Source organism: Serratia marcescens subsp. marcescens ATCC 13880 (assembly GCF_017299535.1).
In the GTDB taxonomy this organism is placed as follows: Bacteria; Pseudomonadota; Gammaproteobacteria; order Enterobacterales; family Enterobacteriaceae; genus Serratia; species Serratia marcescens.
The window spans coordinates 4,035,091-4,052,090 of record NZ_CP071238.1 but is presented as its reverse complement, the minus strand read 5'-3'; the positions used below and the strand labels follow the sequence as shown (position 1 = coordinate 4,052,090).

General features: G+C 58.9%; 15 protein-coding genes. 11 read left to right on the top strand and 4 right to left on the bottom strand.

Going from position 1 to position 17,000, the window contains the following annotated elements; all coding sequences use genetic code 11:
* The first annotated feature begins 48 nt into the window (after window positions 1–48).
* Window positions 49–819 (top strand): tRNA pseudouridine(65) synthase TruC, encoded by a 771-nt coding sequence (gene truC, locus J0F90_RS19410; RefSeq protein WP_028127528.1) that lies wholly within the window; start codon window positions 49–51, stop codon window positions 817–819.
* A 33-nt stretch (window positions 820–852) separates the two neighbouring features.
* A complete protein-coding gene (locus tag J0F90_RS19405; RefSeq protein ID WP_016929894.1) occupies window positions 853–1,305 on the top strand; it encodes a flavodoxin in 453 nt (150 codons plus the stop codon).
* A gap of 57 nt (window positions 1,306–1,362) precedes the next feature.
* Here J0F90_RS19405 and J0F90_RS19400 read toward each other — a convergent pair whose 3' ends face one another.
* The 4 genes from J0F90_RS19400 to map form a co-directional block, all read right to left on the bottom strand.
* Window positions 1,363–1,752 carry a DUF3461 family protein gene (locus tag J0F90_RS19400; protein ID WP_004931929.1) on the bottom strand — a complete coding sequence of 130 codons (390 nt, stop codon included), beginning with the start codon at window positions 1,750–1,752 and terminating at the stop codon, window positions 1,363–1,365.
* A 129-nt stretch (window positions 1,753–1,881) separates the two neighbouring features.
* Window positions 1,882–2,706, bottom strand: a complete 825-nt coding sequence (gene dapD / locus J0F90_RS19395) for a 2,3,4,5-tetrahydropyridine-2,6-dicarboxylate N-succinyltransferase (protein ID WP_004931932.1) — start codon at window positions 2,704–2,706, stop codon at window positions 1,882–1,884.
* A 42-nt stretch (window positions 2,707–2,748) separates the two neighbouring features.
* Complete coding sequence (glnD, locus tag J0F90_RS19390; protein WP_028128316.1) at window positions 2,749–5,403, bottom strand: bifunctional uridylyltransferase/uridylyl-removing protein GlnD; 2,655 nt, start codon at window positions 5,401–5,403, stop codon at window positions 2,749–2,751.
* Between the two features lie 73 nt (window positions 5,404–5,476).
* Complete coding sequence (map, locus tag J0F90_RS19385) at window positions 5,477–6,271, bottom strand: type I methionyl aminopeptidase (RefSeq protein WP_028127527.1); 795 nt, start codon at window positions 6,269–6,271, stop codon at window positions 5,477–5,479.
* Window positions 6,272–6,616: 345 nt separating this feature from the next.
* Here map and rpsB point away from each other — a divergent pair, with 345 nt between their 5' ends.
* The 9 genes from rpsB to bamA all read left to right on the top strand — a co-directional run bounded on the left by rpsB (window position 6,617) and on the right by bamA (window position 16,961).
* Window positions 6,617–7,342, top strand: coding sequence for a 30S ribosomal protein S2 (gene rpsB / locus J0F90_RS19380; protein ID WP_016929891.1), 726 nt, complete (start codon window positions 6,617–6,619; stop codon window positions 7,340–7,342).
* Window positions 7,343–7,471: 129 nt separating this feature from the next.
* Window positions 7,472–8,323, top strand: coding sequence for a translation elongation factor Ts (gene tsf / locus J0F90_RS19375; RefSeq protein ID WP_016929890.1), 852 nt, complete (start codon window positions 7,472–7,474; stop codon window positions 8,321–8,323).
* Between the two features lie 148 nt (window positions 8,324–8,471).
* Entirely contained in the window at window positions 8,472–9,197 is a 726-nt protein-coding gene (pyrH, locus tag J0F90_RS19370; protein ID WP_004931940.1) for a UMP kinase, read from the top strand.
* Between the two features lie 119 nt (window positions 9,198–9,316).
* Window positions 9,317–9,874: a ribosome recycling factor gene (gene frr, locus J0F90_RS19365; RefSeq protein ID WP_004931943.1), complete on the top strand. Its 558-nt coding sequence runs from the start codon at window positions 9,317–9,319 to the stop codon at window positions 9,872–9,874.
* Between the two features lie 157 nt (window positions 9,875–10,031).
* Complete coding sequence (ispC, locus tag J0F90_RS19360; protein ID WP_016929889.1) at window positions 10,032–11,228, top strand: 1-deoxy-D-xylulose-5-phosphate reductoisomerase; 1,197 nt, start codon at window positions 10,032–10,034, stop codon at window positions 11,226–11,228.
* Window positions 11,229–11,505: 277 nt separating this feature from the next.
* Window positions 11,506–12,264: a (2E,6E)-farnesyl-diphosphate-specific ditrans,polycis-undecaprenyl-diphosphate synthase gene (gene ispU / locus J0F90_RS19355; RefSeq protein ID WP_004931947.1), complete on the top strand. Its 759-nt coding sequence runs from the start codon at window positions 11,506–11,508 to the stop codon at window positions 12,262–12,264.
* A gap of 9 nt (window positions 12,265–12,273) precedes the next feature.
* Window positions 12,274–13,116 (top strand): phosphatidate cytidylyltransferase, encoded by an 843-nt coding sequence (gene cdsA, locus J0F90_RS19350; protein ID WP_004931949.1) that lies wholly within the window; start codon window positions 12,274–12,276, stop codon window positions 13,114–13,116.
* Window positions 13,117–13,143: 27 nt separating this feature from the next.
* A complete protein-coding gene (gene rseP, locus J0F90_RS19345) occupies window positions 13,144–14,499 on the top strand; it encodes a sigma E protease regulator RseP (RefSeq protein WP_004931952.1) in 1,356 nt (451 codons plus the stop codon).
* Between the two features lie 35 nt (window positions 14,500–14,534).
* Window positions 14,535–16,961 carry an outer membrane protein assembly factor BamA gene (bamA, locus tag J0F90_RS19340; protein ID WP_033639522.1) on the top strand — a complete coding sequence of 809 codons (2,427 nt, stop codon included), beginning with the start codon at window positions 14,535–14,537 and terminating at the stop codon, window positions 16,959–16,961.
* Window positions 16,962–17,000: the final 39 nt, after the last annotated feature.

Here is a 17,000-nt window from a genome sequence, read left to right as displayed (position 1 = left end):
TGCCTGTTATACTCGCGCCCGAAACGGCTATTGACCTGGGAACGCGATGTGATTGAGATTTTGTATCAGGATGAACACCTGGTGGCGGTGAACAAACCGTCGGGCTGGTTGGTGCACCGCAGTTGGCTGGACCGTCATGAAACTCGCTTTATGATGCAGACGGTGCGCGATCAGCTCGGGCAGCATGTCTTTACCGTGCACCGTCTCGATCGCCCGACGTCCGGGGTATTGCTGATGGCGCTCTCCAGCGAGGTGGCGCGCCTGCTGTCGCAGCAATTCGAGCAGCACCAGGTGCAGAAAACCTATCATGCGGTGGTGCGCGGTTACGTGCAGGAGGAGGCGACCCTCGACTACCCGCTGACGGCGGAGCTGGATAAAATCGCCGATAAACATGCCGATGCCGACAAGGGGCCGCAGCCGGCGGTGACGCACTACCGGCCGTTGGCGCAGGTAGAGATGCCGGTGGCCGTCGGCCGCTACGACAGCGCGCGGTACAGTCTGGTGGAACTGCAGCCGGAAACCGGCCGCAAGCACCAACTGCGGCGCCACATGGCGCATCTTCGCCATCCGATCATCGGCGACAGCAAGCACGGCGATCTGCGGCAGAACCGCGGGATGGCGCAGCATTTCGGCTGCCCGCGCCTGATGCTGCACGCCAGCCACCTGCAACTGACGCACCCGGTGACCGGCGAGCCGCTGCAGGTAACGGCGCGCTGGGACGAAGCCTGGCAAGGGGTGATGGCGCAGTTCGGCTGGGCGGGGGTATTCCCTGAACTTGCCGGGGTTGAGTTTAGCGCGGCTAACGGTCAGGATAGCTGACAATTTTTAAAGGTAATGAAGGGAGTAGGAGCCATGGCTCAGGTTGGTATCTTCGTGGGAACGGTCTACGGCAATTCGCTGCTGGTGGCGGAAGAGGCGCAAAACATCCTCAGCGAGCAGGGCCATGAGGTCAAACTGTTCGAAGAGGGCACGCTGGAGGCCTGGCAGTATTATCGTCAGCACTACGCGCTGGTGATCACCTCCACCACCGGGCAGGGCGATTTGCCGGACAGCATCGCGCCGTTGTTCCACGCTATCCGCGATCAGGTTGGCTATCAGCCGGAGCTGCGCTATGGGCTGATCGCCCTCGGCGACAGCAGCTATGACAACTTCTGCGGCGCCGGGCGCGCGTTCGACGCGCTGCTGCAGGAGCAGGGCGCCACCCGCGTTGGCGAAGTGCTGGAGATCGATGCGATGGAACAGCCGGAGCCGGAAGTGGCCGCCTGCCCGTGGGTCGAGCAGTGGGGCACGCTGCTGCAGTCATAACGTAAAAAGGCGCCGCAAAAGGGCGCCTTAACGATGATGCGGGTTAACCGATCCGCATTATTTGCCGCGGGTGAGTTTTTCCAGATCGGCTTCGATCTCGGCAATCTTGTGCGACACCACGCCTTCGAGATGGCGCAGGTCGTCGAGGATTTTACGCTTCAGATCCACTTCCACCTGATCGCGCTGGCACAGCTGATCCAGCTCGTCGATCACGTAACGCAGGTTCGGGTTGATCTCGTGAATTTCCTTGTAGCCCTGGCCGGCGTTGTCCGCCACCACGGTTTTACGCTGGCGCGGGTACTTGAACTTCACGCTCTTGGCGAAGAACTCGCCTTTGTCCTTGCGGAAATAGATCTTGAGGATGTCGTTGTTGGCCTCTTGACGCAGGCTATAGCGATCGACGTCTTCCGGTTGATTGATGCCCAAACTCTTCAAGTTATCGTACATACTGCGCCCTCTTTAGATGTGATCGTTATATTCCACGACTGCAATTATGGCGGAAAGCGAGATCTGCGACTGTGACTGCCAGCGAAACGCAGACAAAAAAATAGCGGGTGAATCACCCGCTATTTCAATTTAGTCGATAGTGCGCAATAACTCATTAATGCCGACTTTACCGCGGGTTTTGGCGTCGACTTTCTTGACGATCACCGCGCAGTACAGGCTGTAAGAACCGTCTTTCGACGGCAGGTTGCCGGAAACCACCACCGAACCCGCCGGCACGCGGCCGTAATGGATTTCGCCGGTCTCGCGGTCATAGATGCGGGTGCTCTGGCCGAGGTAAACGCCCATCGAAATCACCGAGCCTTCTTCCACGATCACGCCTTCCACCACTTCGGAGCGCGCGCCGATGAAGCAGTTGTCTTCGATGATGGTCGGGTTGGCCTGCAGCGGCTCCAGCACGCCGCCGATGCCGACGCCGCCGGACAGGTGAACGTTTTTGCCGATCTGCGCGCAAGAACCGACGGTGGCCCAGGTGTCGACCATGGTGCCTTCGTCGACGTAGGCGCCGATGTTAACGTAAGACGGCATCAGCACGGTGTTGCGAGCGATGAACGCGCCCTGGCGCACGGTGGCCGGCGGCACGACGCGGAAACCTTCCTTCTGGAAGCGCGCTTCGTCGTAGTCGGCGAATTTCATCGGCACTTTGTCGTAGTAGCGGGTTTCCGCGCCGTCCATCACCTTGTTGTCGTTGATGCGGAAAGAGAGCAGCACGGCTTTCTTCAGCCACTGGTGGGTGACCCATTGACCGTCGATCTTCTCGGCGACGCGCAGGGCGCCGCTGTCCAACAGGCCGATCACCTGGTTTACCGCTTCGCGCGTTACGGTGTCTACGTTCGCCGGAGTGATGTCCGCACGGCGTTCGAAGGCGCTTTCAATAACGTTCTGTAATTGCTGCATGCTGTTCTCTTTCCTGATGTTGTCGGTAAAAAGTTACTTGTATCACATTTTATCGTTTGGGGTGAGGGCCTCTGTCAACCGTTGCTCCAACTTTCTGCGCGTTTCTTGGTCGAGCGCGCGCCGCTCGCCGTCGGCCAGGATAAACAAATCCTCGACCCGCTCGCCGATGGTGGAAATGCGCGCGCCGTGCAGCGACAGCCCCAGATCGGCGAACACTTCGCCCACCCGCGCCAGCAGGCCGGGTTGGTCGAGCGCGGTCAGCTCCAGGTAGCTGCGGCGATCGGTGTGGGTCGGCAGGAAAGTGACCTCGGTCGGCACGCTGAAGTGGCGCAGCTTGGAAGAGGGGCGGCGCACGCGCGGCGGCTGGTACTCCCGCTGGGTGATGGCCTGCAGCAGCGCCTGGCGGATCGCCGCGTGGCGATCCTGCGCCAGCGGGCTGCCGTCCGGCTCCAGCACGATAAAGGTGTCCATCGCCATACCGTCGCGGTTGGTGAAGATCTGGGCGTCGTGCACGCTCAGGTTGCGGCGATCCATCTCTCCGGCGACGGCGGCGAACAGGTAAGGGCGATCCGGGCTCCAGATGAAGATCTCGGTGCCGCCGCGCGTCGCCTGGCGGCTGACCAGCACCAGCGGCTGGGTGGAGTCGTGGGCCAGCAGGTGGCGGGCGTGCCAGGCCAGCTGATTCGGCGAGTGGCGCAGGAAGTAATCGGCGCGGCAGCGGCTCCAGATGCGGTGCAGCGCCTCTTCGTCGATGTTGTCCATGCGCAGCAGCGCCAGCGCCTGCAGGCGATGGTGGCGTACGCGTTCGCGCAGATCCGGGCTGTTTTGCATGCCGCGGCGCAGCTGTTTTTCGGTGGCGAAATACAGCTCGCGCAACAGGCTCTGCTTCCAGCTGTTCCACAGGGTTTCGTTGGTGGCGCAGATATCCGCCACCGTCAGGCACACCAGATAGCGCAGGCGGGTTTCGCTCTGCACTTCGCTGCTGAACTGCTGGATCACCGTCGGATCCTGGATATCGCGGCGCTGCGCGGTGACCGACATCAGCAGGTGGCAGCGCACCAGCCAGGCCACCAGCTGGGTTTCTCGCGAGTTGAGGCCGTGCAGTTCGGCGAACTCCACCACGTCTTCCGCGCCGAGGATCGAGTGATCGCCGCCGCGCCCTTTGGCGATATCGTGGAACAAGGCCGCCAGCAGCAGCAGTTCCGGGTGCGGCAGGCGCGGATACAGCTCCACGCACAGCGGATGGCGCGGCCGGGTTTGCGCATCGGCGAAGCTCTCCAGCTTCTGCAGCACGCGGATAGTGTGTTCGTCGACGGTATAGGCGTGGAACAGATCGAACTGCATCTGCCCGACGATCTTGCCCCACTGCGGCATATAGGCCCACAGCACGCTGTGACGGTGCATCGGCACCAGCGCGCGCGACACCGCGCCGGGGTGACGCAGGATGGCCATAAACAGATCGCGCGCTTCCGGGATGGTGCACAGCGGCTGTTTCAGGTGGCGGCGCGCGTGGCGCAGCTGGCGCACGGTGGTGGAGTAAATGCCCTTGATCTCGCGGTTGCGCACCATCAGGTAGAACATGCGCATGATGGCTTGCGGCTCGCGGATAAACAGCGTTTCGTCACGCAGATCGATCAGATCGCCGCGCAGCTGGAAATCGTCGTTCAGCGGACGCGGCTTTTCGGTGGCGTCCAGCGCCAGGATGGCTTCGTCGAACAGCTGCAGCAGCATGTGGTTCAGCTCGCCGACGCGGCGCGTCATGCGGTAGAAGTCTTTCATCATGCGCTCGACCGGCTCGTTGCCTTCGCCTTCATAGCGCAGCAGCTGCGCCACGCTGAGCTGACGATCGAACAGCAGACGGTTGTCGTAACGCGGCAGCACCAGATGCAGCGCAAAGCGGATGCGCCACAGGAAGCTCTGGCATTCGTTCAGCTCGTTGCGCTCGGCCTGGGTGAGGAAACCGAAACCGACCATTTCGTCCAGCGAGGTGGCGCCGAAGTGGCGGCGCGCCACCCACAGCAGCGTGTGGATGTCACGCAGGCCACCGGGGCTGCTTTTGATATCCGGTTCCAGGTTATAGCTGGTGCCGTGGTAGCGCTGATGACGCTCCTGCTGCTCGCTGATCTTGGCGTGGAAGAACTGCGGCGAGGGCCAAAAGCCGTCGCTGAAGATATGCTTTTGCATCTGCAGGAACAGCGCGACGTCGCCGCAAATCATGCGCGATTCGATCAGGTTGGTGGCCACGGTCAGATCCGCCAGCCCTTCCAGCAGGCACTCTTCCAGGGTGCGCACGCTGTGGCCCACTTCCAGCTTGAGATCCCACAGCAGGGTGATGAACTCGCCGACCCGCTGCGACTGTTGCTCCGTCAGCCGGCGCTGGCTGAGCACCAGCACGTCGATATCCGACAGCGGATGCAGCTCGCCGCGGCCATAACCGCCGACCGCCACCAGCGCGGTTTCCGGGATATCTTCAAAGCCGTAGAACGTCCACAGCCGGCGCAGCAGGCGATCGATGAAGTCGCTGCGCGCTGCCACCAGGCTTTCGGCGCTGGAGCCGGCGTCGAACGCCGCCGCCAGCCACAGCTGGAACTGCTCCAGCCGCTGTTTCAGCAGCGGGCAGGTGAGCTCGTCGTCGCCGTAGACGCTGGGAGAGGCGGGCGGCATCGGCACGGCCGGTTGAAGGAGATTGTCAGACATAGTGCGCAGCCCATAAAAAAGGCCGGCATAAGCCGGCCTGGTGACATTCTGCACGCGGCGTGCGCCGCAGTGCTTACATCTCGTGCGTAATGATGTTGGGGATGGTGTCATCCTTGCGCAACGTCATTATCTCGCAGCCGTTATCAGTGACCACAATAGTATGCTCATACTGCGCCGACAAGCTGCGATCTTTGGTTTTTACCGTCCAGCCGTCTTTCATGGTGCGGATGCGGTAGTCGCCGGCGTTGACCATCGGTTCGATGGTGAAGGCCATGCCCGGCTGCAGCACCACGCCGCCGTCGTCCGCGTCATAGTGCAGCACCTGCGGCTCTTCGTGGAACACTTCGCCGATGCCGTGGCCGCAGTACTCGCGCACCACGGAGAACTTCTCGGCTTCGACGAATTGCTGGATGGCCTTGCCCAGGGTGCGCAGACGGATGCCCGGTTTGACCATCTTTAGCGCCAGATACAGGCTTTCCTGAGTGACGCGGCACAGGCGCTCGCCCAGAATGGTCGGTTTGCCGACGATGAACATCTTCGAGGTGTCGCCGTGGAAACCGTCTTTAATCACGGTCACGTCGATGTTGACGATGTCGCCGTCTTTCAGCGTTTTGTCATCGCTCGGGATGCCGTGGCACACCACTTCGTTCACCGAGATGCACACGGATTTCGGGAAGCCGTGGTAGCCGAGGCAGGCGGAAATGGCCTGCTGCTCGTTGGTGATGTACTCGTGACAGATACGGTCCAGCTCGCCGGTGGTCACGCCAGGTTTGACGTGCGGCTCGATGATCTCCAGCACTTCGGCGGCCAGGCGGCCGGCCACGCGCATTTTTTGGATGTCATCAGGTGTTTTAATTGAGATTGCCATGAAATTCGTCCGCAGGTGTCGTTATCGTCGACAATAAGAAGCAGTGACTTATGGTATCAGCCCGGCCGGGGGCTGCCAAATTTCATTTCCTGACGCCCGGCGAAACGCAACAAAAGTTGGTGTCTGCGGCGGGTTTATGGTATAAAGCGCGCCGGCGATCCGCGACTTGGTTCTTGTGACCTGGCGGGAATCGGCCGAAAATACTTTAACTGCACTCATTTTGTGTAAATAACACACACGTATCGGCACATCCGCCGGGGTGCCCTGAGGTGACTTGTCGCCGCCAGGGTCGGCGTTATGGGATACGTGGAGGCATAACCCCAATTAATCTATAGAGGTTTAATCATGGCAACTGTTTCCATGCGCGACATGCTCAAGGCTGGTGTTCACTTTGGTCACCAGACCCGTTACTGGAACCCGAAAATGAAGCCTTTCATCTTCGGCGCTCGTAACAAGGTTCACATCATCAACCTGGAGCAGACCGTACCAATGTTCAACGCCGCTCTGGCTGAACTGAGCAAGATCTCTTCCCGTAAAGGCAAGATCCTGTTCGTTGGTACCAAACGCGCAGCAAGCGAAGCGGTAAAAGACGCTGCGAACAGCTGTGACCAGTTCTTCGTGAACCACCGCTGGTTGGGTGGCATGCTGACTAACTGGAAAACCGTTCGTCAGTCCATCAAGCGTTTGAAAGATCTGGAAATCCAGTCTCAAGACGGCACCCTGGACAAGCTGACCAAGAAAGAAGCGCTGATGCGCACTCGTGAACTGGCCAAGCTGGAAAACTCCCTGGGCGGTATCAAAGATATGGGCGGTCTGCCAGACGCACTGTTCGTTATCGATGCCGATCACGAGCACATCGCGATCAAAGAAGCCAACAACCTGGGTATCCCGGTATTCTCTATCGTTGATACCAACTCCAACCCAGACGGCGTTGACTTCATCATCCCTGGTAACGACGACGCAATCCGTGCAGTAAACCTGTACCTGACTGCTGTTGCTGCCGCTGTGCGTGAAGGTCGTTCTCAAGATCTGGCCGTTCAGGCGGAAGAAGGCTTCGTAGAAGCTGAATAATAAGGCAAGCTCGTCACTGAGCCCTTATTAACCAGGTATTGACATATGTTGGTTAGGGGGGCCTGTTAAGGCCCCCTTTGCTTATCTGAATGAGAACTGTCTCCACGCGAGATAACCGAGGAAAAAGAAATGGCTGATATTACCGCTGCCCTGGTAAAAGAACTGCGCGAGCGTACCGGCGCTGGCATGATGGATTGCAAGAAGGCGCTGGTTGAATCCAACGGCGACATCGAACTGGCAATCGAAAACATGCGTAAGTCCGGTGCGATCAAAGCCGCTAAAAAAGCAGGCAACGTGGCTGCTGACGGCGTGATCAAAACCAAGATCGAAGGCAACTACGGCATCATTCTGGAAGTTAACTGCCAGACTGACTTCGTAGCAAAAGACGCCGGTTTCCAGGCGTTCGCCGACAAAGTGCTGGATGCCGCTATGGCTGGCAAAATCACTGACGTTGACGTGCTGAAAGCACAGTTCGAAGAAGAGCGCGTAGCGCTGGTGGCAAAAATCGGCGAAAACATCAACATTCGTCGCGTTGCTTCCCTGGAAGGCGACGTGCTGGGCAGCTACCTGCACGGCGCGCGTATCGGCGTTCTGGTTGCGGCTAAAGGCGCGGACGAAGAACTGGTTAAGCAAATCGCAATGCACGTTGCGGCGAGCAAGCCAGAGTTCGTGAAGCCAGAAGACGTGTCTGCTGAAGTGGTAGAAAAAGAGTACCAGGTTCAGCTGGACATCGCCATGCAGTCCGGCAAGCCGAAAGAAATCGCAGAGAAAATGGTTGAAGGCCGCATGAAGAAATTCACCGGCGAAGTTTCTCTGACCGGTCAGCCTTTCGTTATGGATCCGAGCAAATCCGTTGCTCAGGTGCTGAAAGAGCACAACGCTGACGTGACCAACTTCATTCGCTTCGAAGTGGGCGAAGGCATCGAGAAAGTCGAAACCGACTTCGCTGCTGAAGTTGCCGCGATGAGCAAACAGTCTTAATGACTGTCGATGGAACCGCCGTCTGGCGGTTCCATACTATCCAGCCAGAATTACACCGGTGGCAGGCCCTGCAGCGTGATACTCACCTCAGGCGCGTTTCATCGGCTGAAATCCCCACTACTAATACTGCTTCTTAGGACAGAACACCATGGCAACCAATGCAAAACCCGTATATCAGCGTATTCTGCTTAAACTGAGTGGCGAAGCCCTGCAAGGTGCAGAAGGTTTTGGTATCGACGCCAGCGTTTTGGATCGCATGGCTCAGGAAGTGAAAGAGCTGGTCGAACTGGGAATTCAGGTCGGTGTAGTTATTGGCGGCGGGAACCTGTTCCGCGGCGCGGGCCTGGCGCAAGCCGGCATGAACCGCGTAGTGGGCGACCACATGGGAATGCTGGCTACCGTGATGAACGGCCTGGCTATGCGTGATGCACTGCACCGTGCCTATGTGAACGCCCGCCTGATGTCGGCGATCCCGCTGAACGGCGTGTGTGACAATTACAGCTGGGCAGAGGCGATCAGCCTGCTGCGCAACAACCGCGTGGTGATCTTCTCCGCCGGTACCGGCAACCCGTTCTTCACCACCGATTCCGCCGCTTGCCTGCGCGGCATTGAGATCGAAGCGGATGTGGTGCTGAAAGCCACCAAAGTGGATGGGGTCTACTCCGCCGATCCGGTGAAAAACCCGGATGCAACGCTGTATGAACAATTAACCTATCAGGACGTGCTGGAGCGCGAGCTGAAAGTGATGGATCTGGCTGCGTTTACGCTGGCTCGCGATCACGGTCTGCCGATCCGCGTGTTCAATATGAATAAGCCTGGCGCGCTGCGCCGCGTGGTGATGGGTGAGAACGAAGGTACGCTGATCAGCAAATAAGGCTGTTCACACCCCTTTTTCGGAGCGCGTGACGCCAGGCGCCGCGCGCTCTTCGAGTACGATTACGGGCTATACTTGAGTATCGCCTGCCAAGTAACCAGCTTCCAAGGGTTTGCAACGTGACTAATGAAATCAGAAAAGATGCTGATTCACGCATGGAAAAAAGCGTAGAAGCATTCAAAAACCAAATCAGCAAGATCCGCACCGGCCGCGCTTCGCCAAGCATTCTGGACGGCATCATGGTGGAATATTACGGCGCCGCTACGCCGCTGCGTCAACTGGCCAACGTGACCGTGGAAGACTCCCGCACGCTGAAAATCAACGTGTTCGACCGCAGCCTGAGCCAGGCCGTTGAGAAAGCGATCATGAGCTCCGATCTGGGCCTCAACCCGTCTTCCGCCGGTTCTGACATTCGCGTTCCGCTGCCTCCGCTGACCGAAGAACGCCGTAAGGATCTGATCAAGATCGTGCGCGGCGAAGCCGAGCAGGGCCGCGTAGCGGTGCGTAACGTGCGTCGCGACGCCAACGACAAGGTCAAGGCGCTGCTGAAAGACAAAGAGATCAGCGAAGACGAAGAACGTCGTTCACAAGACGAGATTCAGAAAATGACCGACGCTTACATCAAGCTGGTCGACGCCGCGTTGGCGGAGAAAGAAAAAGAGCTGATGGATTTCTAATCAGCATCGTGCAGAAAAAAAGCGTCGCCTGGGCGGCGCTTTGTTTTTTGTGGCGCAGATCCCGTTTCATCGTACTGAAAGATCATGGACAAGCGGTGTCCAAGGTTCCACACTGGAGCACCTCCGATCTCATCAGACAGTTATTCAGAGTGAACTCATGAAGCAACTGACCATTCTTGGCTCGACCGGCTCGGTAGGGACCAGCACCCTGGCCGTGGTCAGGGCGAATCCCGAGCGTTTTGCGATCAAAGCGCTGGTGGCCGGCCGCAACGTCGCGGTCATGGCGCAGCAATGCATCGAATTCCGGCCCGCCTTCGCCGCGATGGCGGATGAAAGCGCCGCCCGCGAGCTGCGCGCCATTCTGGCGGAAAACGGCGTCGCTACCGAGGTATTGGCCGGGGAGCAAGCGGCCTGCGAACTGGCGGCTTTGGACGACGTCGATCAAGTGACGGCGGCCATCGTCGGCGCTGCGGGGCTGTTGCCGACGCTGGCGGCGATCCGCGCAGGCAAGCAGGTGCTGCTGGCCAACAAAGAGTCGCTGGTCACCTGCGGCCGCCTGTTTATGGACGCGGTGCGGCAAAGCCAGGCGCAACTGCTGCCGCTCGACAGCGAGCACAACGCGATTTTTCAGAGTTTGCCTGAGAGTATTCAGCGCCAGTTGGGATACTCTTCACTGGACAGTCATGGTGTTTCGCGCATCGTGCTTACCGGCTCTGGCGGTCCGTTCCGCACCACGCCGCTGGACCAGTTCGCCGCGATGACGCCGGATCAAGCCTGCGCCCACCCGAACTGGTCGATGGGCCGCAAGATCTCGGTGGACTCCGCCACCATGATGAACAAAGGTCTGGAATACATTGAGGCCCGCTGGCTGTTTAACGCCTCGGCCGAGCAAATGGAAGTGATCCTGCACCCGCAGTCGGTGATTCACTCGATGGTGCGCTATGCCGACGGCAGCGTGCTGGCGCAGCTGGGTACGCCGGATATGCGCACGCCGATCGCCCACGCGATGGCGTATCCGCAGCGCGTGAACTCCGGCGTGGAAGCGCTGGACTTCTGCCGCATCGGTTCGCTGACCTTCGCTGAACCGGAACGCGAGCGTTATCCTTGCCTGTATTTGGCGATCGACGCGTTCGAGGCCGGCCAGGCGGCGACCACCGCGCTGAACGCGGCCAACGAAATCGCCGTGGCGGCATTTTTGCAGCAGCAGATCCGCTTTACCGACATTGCGGCGGTCAACCGCCAGGTGGTGGAGCGTCTCGCGCTGCAGGAACCGACCTGCATCGACGCGGTCTTAGACATTGACCGCCAGGCGCGCGCCGCCGCCGAGGAACGCGTTCGCGCGTTGTGCGGCTGATCACGGCGATTATCCGATTTTGCTCGTAATTCGCGCGTGCCGCCGCGGGGCCGTTTGTTCATGCTCCGCTGAGGTGGTATAGTCTGCGCCACCTGTCAGCGGTTATACCGTTGAATTATGGCCCGATTGGCGCCTTGTGCGCCAATGGCGACCCGGCTGCATCGGGTATCGCGAGGGCAGGCTGAAAGCCGTGTCGGGCACACGGCTTTTTTTGCGCGTAAGGGCCTGATGTTCCGGAAAGGCAGTTATATTTCTATTGAGGAAATAAGTACGAGTTATGTCGTCCGCAAACCAACAAGAGGCTAATCCATCTTCCCCGGGGCCGCGCCATGTCGCCATTATCATGGACGGTAACGGACGCTGGGCCAAACGTCAGGGCAAGTTACGTGTCTTCGGTCATAAAGCAGGGGTGAAATCGGTTCGCCGCGCGGTCAGTTTTGCCGCCAGCCACCATTTAGATGCACTCACGCTTTATGCCTTCAGCAGCGAAAACTGGAACCGTCCGGTGCAGGAAGTCTCCGCCCTGATGGAGCTTTTTGTCCGCGCTTTGGATAGTGAAGTAAAAAGCCTGCATAAACATAACGTCAGGCTGCGGGTGATCGGCGATATTAGCCGGTTCAGCGCGCGTTTGCAGGAGCGGATCCGCCGCTCTGAAGCACTGACGGAAAATAACGATGGCCTGACGCTCAATATCGCTGCCAACTATGGCGGCCGTTGGGATATCATTCAGGGAGTAAGGGAGCTGGCCGAACAGGTACGGGGCGGTGAGCTGCACCCGGATCAGATCAGCGAGGAATTATTGAGCGAACGGGTTTGCATGAGCGACCTGGCGCCGGTGGATCTGGTTATCCGCACCGGTGGCGAGCATCGCATCAGTAACTTCCTGCTGTGGCAAATCGCCTATGCTGAACTTTACTTTACTGATGTGCTCTGGCCTGATTTCGATGAACTTGTCTTTGAAGGTGCGCTGAATGCATTTGCACAACGTGAGCGCCGCTTCGGGGGAACAACACCTATCGGCGCCGATGCGTCCTAGGGAGAACTTTTGCTGAAGTATCGCCTCATAACTGCTCTGATTTTAATCCCGATCGTTATCGCGGCGCTGTTCCTGTTGCCGCCGCTGGCCTTTGCTCTGGTAACGCTCGTCGTGTGCATGTTAGCAGCCTGGGAGTGGGGCCAATTGGCCGGTTTTACCTCCCGTTCGCAGCGCATCTGGCTGGCGATACTGTGCGGTTTTCTACTGGCGCTGATGATGCTCAGCGTTCCCGCCTACCATCAATCCGTGCCGCAGGTAAGCGGCTCGCTGTGGCTGTCGCTGGCCTGGTGGCTGGCGGCGCTGCTGCTGGTGCTGTTTTACCCCGGCTCGGCCGCCATCTGGCGCAATTCGCGCCCGCTGCGCCTGCTGTTCGGCCTGCTGACCATCGTGCCGTTTTTTTGGGGCATGCTGGCGCTGCGCCAGTTCGGCTATGAGCAAAACCCGTTTACCGGTGCCTGGTGGCTGCTGTACGTGATGCTGCTGGTGTGGGGCGCGGATTCCGGCGCCTATATGTTCGGCAAGCTGTTCGGCAAGCATAAGCTGGCGCCGAAGGTCTCGCCGGGTAAAACCTGGGAAGGGTTGATCGGCGGGCTGCTGACATCGGCGGTCATTTCCTGGCTGTTCGGCCGCTACGCGCCGCTGAACGTGGTGCCGACCACGCTGTTGGCCTGTTCGGTGATCGCCGCGCTGGCTTCGGTGCTGGGCGATTTGACCGAAAGCATGTTCAAACGCGAAGCGGGCATCAAGGACAGCGGTCATTTGATTCCCGGTCACGGCGGCATACTGGATCGTATCGACAGCCTGACCGCGGCGGTGCCGGTGTTTGCCTGCCTGATGCTGTTGGTGTTTTAATCCGTCAATGACGGAAAGTGAGGGATGATGGTCAGCGTGCTTTGGAACCTGGTGGCGTTTCTGATTGCGCTCGGTATTTTGATTACCGTGCACGAGTTCGGACACTTTTGGGTTGCCCGTCGTTGCGGCGTGCGCGTTGAACGTTTCTCCATCGGCTTTGGCCGGGCGCTGTGGCGCCGCACCGATCGCCAGGGCACCGAGTACGTCATCGCTTTGATTCCGCTTGGCGGCTACGTGAAGATGCTGGACGAGCGCGTGGAGTCGGTGGCGCCGGAAATGCGCCATCAGGCCTTCAACAACAAAACCGTCTGGCAGCGCGCGGCCATCATCAGCGCCGGCCCCATCGCCAACTTCCTGTTTGCTATCCTTGCCTATTGGCTGGTGTTCATCATCGGCGTGCCGAGTTTCCGCCCGGTGATCGGCGAAATCGCGCCGCAATCCATCGCCGCCAAGGCTGAAATTTCGTCTGGCATGGAACTAAAGTCGGTTGACGGCATCGAAACGCCTGATTGGGAGTCAGTTCGTCTGGCGCTGGTGGCGAAGATCGGCGATGCGCAAACCGAAGTCGGCGTCGCGCCGTTCGGCTCTTCGCAGGTCGTGACCAAAACCCTGGATTTGCGCCAGTGGAACTTTGAACCGGACAAGCAGGATCCCGTTGTCGCGCTGGGCATTATGCCGCGCGGCCCGCAGATCGAATCCGTGTTGGCGGAAGTGCAGCCTAACTCGGCGGCGCAAAAGGCGGGTTTACAAGCGGGGGACAGGATCGTTAAAGTCGATGGTCAGCCGTTGGGTCGTTGGCAGACGCTGGTGAAGCGTATCCACGATGGCCCGGGGCAACCGCTGGCTTTGGAGATTGAAAGAAACGGCGCCCCCTTGTCTTTGACGCTGATACCGGATACAAAGCCGGTGGGAAAAGACAAATCGGTGGGGTTTGCAGGCATCATTCCAAAAGTGCTGCCGCTGCCGGACGAGTATAAAACGATTCGCCAGTATGGACCGTTCCCGGCGCTGTATCAGGCCGGTGACAAGACCTGGCAGCTGATGCGGCTGACGGTCAACATGCTGGGCAAATTAATAACCGGTGATGTAAAGCTGAACAACCTGAGTGGCCCGATCTCGATTGCACAGGGAGCTGGGGCGTCAGCCGGAGTCGGGTTCGTGTATTATCTGATGTTCCTGGCGTTGATTAGCGTCAACCTGGGGATCATCAACCTGTTCCCATTACCGGTGTTAGATGGTGGGCATCTCCTCTTCCTGGCGATAGAAAAGCTGAAGGGTGGGCCGGTTTCCGAGCGAGTACAGGACTACAGCTACCGCATAGGTTCGATCGTGCTGGTGTTGTTGATGGGTCTTGCACTTTTCAATGATTTTTCCCGCCTTTAGGGGCGGGGATAGGTTAGGAAGAACGCATAACAACGATGGCGATGAAAAAGTTGCTCATAGCGTCGCTGCTGTTTGGCAGCGCCACCGTATACGGTGCAGACGGGTTCGTAGTGAAAGACATTCATTTCGAAGGCCTGCAGCGAGTCGCCGTCGGTGCGGCGTTACTCAACATGCCGGTTCGCGTCGGCGATACCGTCACTGACGATGACATCAGTAATACCATCCGTGCCTTGTTTGCCACCGGCAACTTCGAGGACGTGCGCGTGCTGCGCGATGGTAATACCTTGATCGTGCAGGTGAAGGAACGTCCTACCATCGCCAGCATCACTTTCTCCGGCAACAAGTCGGTGAAGGATGACATGCTCAAGCAGAACCTGGAAGCCTCCGGCGTCCGGGTGGGCGAGGCGCTCGACCGCACCACGATCTCCAGCATTGAAAAAGGGCTGGAAGACTTCTACTACAGCGTCGGTAAATACAGCGCCTCGGTGAAAGCCGTAGTCACGCCGTTGCCGCGTAACCGTGTCGACCTGAAACTGGTGTTCACGGAAGGGGTCTCCGCCAAGATTCAACAAATCAACATCGTCGGCAACCATGCCTTCACCAACGACGAACTGATCTCACGCTTCCAACTGCGTGATGAAGTGCCGTGGTGGAACCTGGTCGGCGATCGCAAATACCAGAAGCAAAAACTGGCGGGCGATCTCGAAACCCTGCGCAGCTTCTATCTGGATCGCGGCTATGCCCGCTTTAACATCGATTCTACCCAGGTGAGCCTGACGCCGGATAAAAAAGGCATCTACATCACCATCAACATCACCGAAGGCGAGCAGTACAAACTTTCCGATGTTGTCGTGAACGGCAATCTGGCCGGCCACTCGGCGGAAGTCGCTCAGATCACCAAAATTGAGCCAGGCGAGCTGTACAACGGCAGCAAGGTGACCAAAATGGAAGACAACATCAAAACGATGTTGGGCCGTTATGGTTACGCCTACCCGCGCGTCGGCACTCAGCCTGAGATCAACGACGCGGATAAAACCGTCAAACTGCACGTCAACGTTGACGCGGGCAACCGCTTCTACGTGCGTCGCATCAAGTTCGAAGGCAACGACACCAGCAAGGATTCCGTACTGCGTCGCGAAATGCGCCAGATGGAAGGCGCCTGGCTCGGCAACGAGCAGGTCGAGCAGGGCAAAGAGCGTCTGAACCGTCTGGGCTACTTCGAAACGGTTGACGTGGAAACCCAGCGCGTGCCGGGCACCGCCGATCAGGTCGATGTGACCTACAAGGTGAAAGAACGCAACACCGGTACCTTCAACTTCGGCGTCGGTTACGGCACCGAGAGCGGCGTCAGCTTCCAGGCCGGCGTGCAGCAGGATAACTGGTTGGGTACCGGCTACTCGGTCGGCATCAGCGGCACCAAGAACGACTACCAGACCTATACCGAACTGTCGGTCACCAACCCGTACTTCACCGTTGACGGTGTGAGCCTGGGCGGCCGCATCTTCTACAACGACTTTAAGGCGGATGACGCGGATCTGTCGGACTATACCAACAAGAGTTACGGTATCGACGGTACGCTGGGCTTCCCGATCAACGAAAACAACTCGTTGCGTACCGGCCTGGGCTACGTCCACAACGGCCTGTCGAACATGCAGCCGCAGATCGCCATGTGGCGTTACCTCGACTCGATGGGCGTGGATGCGAACAAGACCGACCGCGCCAGCTACTCGACCGACGACTTTACGCTGAACCTGGGCTGGACCTACAACAACCTGGACCGCGGCTACTTCCCGACCTCGGGTAACCGCACCACGTTGAACGGCAAGGTCACCATTCCGGGCTCGGACAACGAATACTACAAGGTGACGCTGGACAGCGTACAGTACGTGCCGATCAACGACGATCGCACCTGGGTGCTGTTGGGCCGTGGCCGTCTGGGTTACGCGGATGGGCTGGGCGGCAAGGAAATGCCGTTCTACGAGAACTTCTACGCCGGTGGTTCGAGCACCGTGCGCGGCTTCCAGTCCAACACCATTGGTCCGAAGGCGGTGTACTACAACTCCAACTCGTACCAGTGTCAGTTCAACGCCGGCAGCACGACCGATCGTCAGAGCATCTGTAGCTCGGATGACGCGGTGGGCGGTAACGCCATGGCGGTCGCCAGCCTGGAGCTGATCACCCCGACGCCGTTCATCAGCGAGAAATACGCCAACTCGGTGCGGACGTCGCTGTTCATCGATGCCGGTACCGTGTGGGACACCAAGTGGAAGAATACCAACGAAACGCTGATGTACGGCGTGCCGGACTACAGCAAAGCCAGCAATATTCGTTCTTCCGCCGGTATCGCGCTGCAGTGGATGTCGCCACTGGGGCCGTTGGTGTTCTCTTACGCCAACCCGATCAAGAAATACGAAGGCGACAAGTCCGAACAGTTCCAGTTTAACATCGGTAAGACCTGGTAACGGGTCTCGCCTCTGGGCATAACAGTTATTAAGAATCGC